The organism is Microcystis sp. M53598_WE2 (assembly GCF_030067735.1).
In the GTDB taxonomy this organism is placed as follows: domain Bacteria; phylum Cyanobacteriota; class Cyanobacteriia; order Cyanobacteriales; family Microcystaceae; genus Microcystis; species Microcystis aeruginosa.
In genome coordinates this window covers 1-2642 of the sequence record NZ_JASJFE010000648.1, presented here as the reverse complement: position 1 = coordinate 2642, position 2642 = coordinate 1, and the positions used below count along the sequence as shown (strand labels likewise).

3 protein-coding genes are annotated in these 2642 nt (G+C 44.3%); 2 read left to right on the top strand and 1 reads right to left on the bottom strand.

The window, feature by feature from the left end:
• Positions 1-135: 135 nt before the first annotated feature.
• Positions 136-1305, bottom strand: coding sequence for a sulfate adenylyltransferase (sat, locus tag PX636_RS13165; RefSeq protein ID WP_071823523.1), 1170 nt, complete (start codon positions 1303-1305; stop codon positions 136-138).
• 131 nt (positions 1306-1436) lie between these two features.
• Between sat and PX636_RS13160 the strand changes: the two genes are divergently transcribed.
• Together PX636_RS13160 and PX636_RS13155 are read left to right on the top strand one after the other, a co-directional pair.
• Positions 1437-2141 (top strand): SDR family oxidoreductase, encoded by a 705-nt coding sequence (locus tag PX636_RS13160; protein WP_002743823.1) that lies wholly within the window; start codon positions 1437-1439, stop codon positions 2139-2141.
• Between the two features lie 126 nt (positions 2142-2267).
• Positions 2268-2642 (top strand): VOC family protein (locus tag PX636_RS13155; protein ID WP_288117532.1); only part of this gene is annotated, 375 nt, incomplete at its 3' end.

Sequence of the window (2642 nt, the reverse complement as noted above, 5' to 3'; positions counted from 1 at the left end):
TGAAATGGGGCGAAAGTCTGTGGACTCTGTGTAAGACAGTACATGGTTTTTTAACTGTGGTATGCGACGGTGGTGGAAGCAGAAACTTAAATCGTGAGGTTTAGGAATCGCCGCACTTTTAGGGCGGCGAGGATGTCAAGATCCTTGCATGGCGCGGATTAATTCGGCAGCCACTTCTGGACGGGAGAATTCCGGAGGTGGTAATTCTCCTTTGCGCAGCAGTTCCCGGACTTTCGTTCCCGAAAGGTGGATTCTTTCTTCCGGTAAACTGGGGCTAGTTTTGGTGGTTGCCATTCCCGAAGTGCGGGTACAGTAGAAAGCGTGTTCAAACTTCATCGGCACGATTCCCAATTCCCCTGGCTCGAACTCATCAAAGATATACTGAGCATCGTAGGTTCCGTAGTAGTCCCCGACTCCGGCATGGTCACGACCGACGATAAAATGGGTACAACCGTAGTTTTTGCGGATAATAGCGTGGAAAATTGCTTCCCGGGGGCCGGCGTAACGCATAGCTGAGGGGTTGATAGCCAGAATAACGCGATCTTGGGGAAAGTATTTATCCATCATGATCTCATAGCAACGCATCCGCACATCGGCCGGCACATCATCGCTTTTGGTAGCGCCGACAAGGGGATGCAAGAATAAACCATCTACCACTTCTAGGGCGCATTTTTGAATGTATTCGTGGGCCCGGTGGATGGGATTACGGGTTTGGAAACCGACAATCGTTTTCCAAGCTTTTTCGTGGAACATTTTGCGCGATTGCAGAGGATCGATCTGATATTTGGGAAACTGGGGATGAGGATCGCGCTGAAGTAACCATATTGGACCTGCGAGGTTAATTTCTCCCTGTTCGTAGAGGACTTTTACCCCGGGATGTTTCTGGTCGTCGGTACGATAGACGTTAACTGCTTCGTGGGCCTTATTGTAACGGTATTTTTGGGTTAGTTCTAGGACTCCGACAAAGTTGCCTTCGCTGTCATCTAAACGAATCCAGTTGCCTTCTTTGAGGGGATCCGCCACTTCTTCGCTAACGGAAAGAGTCACGGGAATTGCCCAGGGTAAACCATTGATTAGACGCATATCATCGACGACTTTTTCGTAGTCGTCCTGTTCCATAAAGCCTTTGAGGGGACTGAAACCACCAATAGCAATCATAACTAAATCCGAGAGCGCTCGTTCATCTAAGGAAACTTGCGGTAGTTTTTCAGCTAGGGCCAGAAATTCGGCTTTTTCGGCAGCGGTAGCAATACGATTAATTAATTGCCCACCGTGGGGCGCGATTCCTTCGGTCAGTACAGTCATAAAAATTTCTTTACATTGTCACGGTTTATCCTATCAGAAGTTGGCTAACCCTTCATCAAGGGGTTGGGACTAGCGATGATTTTCCAGTCGGAACAGTTTACAATAAGATTTGTAAAGAATTATAAATAATTATGAGCGAAAAAGTTGTCCTGATTGTCGGTGCTACGGGGGGTATCGGTGCCACTTTAGCGCGTAAACTAGCTGTTAATGGTCATAAACTCGTATTAGTGGCCAGAAATGCCGATAATTTATCTAATTTAGCCAGTGAGTTGCCTTGTCCCTCTTTAATTGTGCCGACGGATATCACCAATCCGACTCAGGTAGAAACTTTGATGGAAAAAATTGTCTCCCATTACGGCCGGTTGGATGTGTTGGTTAATGCGGCCGGAGCCGGTGTGATGAAACAATACAATAAAATCACGCCGGAAGATTTAGATAAAATGCTCGACCTCAATCTGAAGGGGAGTTTTTATACCTGTCAGGCTGCCGCTAATGTGATGAAGGAAAATAAAGCCGGTCATATCTGTAATGTGGTGGGAATTTTAGGTAAGCATTCTATGGCTATGGCTGCCGCTTATTGTGCTTCTAAATACGGGGTGGTCGGTTTTAGTAAATGTTTGGCCGATGAGTTAAAACGCTATGGTATTAAAATGACTTTATTCTATTTTGGTGGTGTCGATACTCCTTTTTGGGATCAGGTGAGCTTAAAAGTTGATCGCAATAAAATGTTAACCGCTCAAACCGCCGCCGATGCTATCTATTTTGCCATGAATGCTGAACCCCAAGCCGTCCCCATGGAAATTAATATTCAACCCGATAGTCATCTCTTTTTTTAGTCATCAGCTTTTTCAGTTATCAGTTATCAGTTATCAGTTATCAGTGAATAGCATTAAGTGGCAAGTTCGGAGTTTTATTTTCACTGTTTACTGCTCACTGAAAAAACCCTTTTTTTGACTTTATCTATGTTTGTTGATCATATTCATTTTTATGTAGAATCGGCCAAAAAATGGCGAGATTGGTTTGTGCGGGTGATGGATTTTCAGGCGATCGCAAGTTTAGTTAATCTCCACACGCACACGGAAATAGTTGGCAATGGCATCCAAAAAGATAAAACTAAACAGATTATTTTTATCTTATCTTCTCCCTTAAATTCCCTTAGTCCCGTGGCGGAATTTTTAAGTAAATATCCTGAAGGGGTGGCGGATGTAGCTTTTCAAGTGGAGGATTTAGACAGTTTAGCTAGGAGAATTAAACAGGACATTTTTATTGAGGAAACTGTTTTGGCTAGGGGTAAGATAAAAAGCTGTCAAATCTCTAGCATTGCTGATCTCAAACAT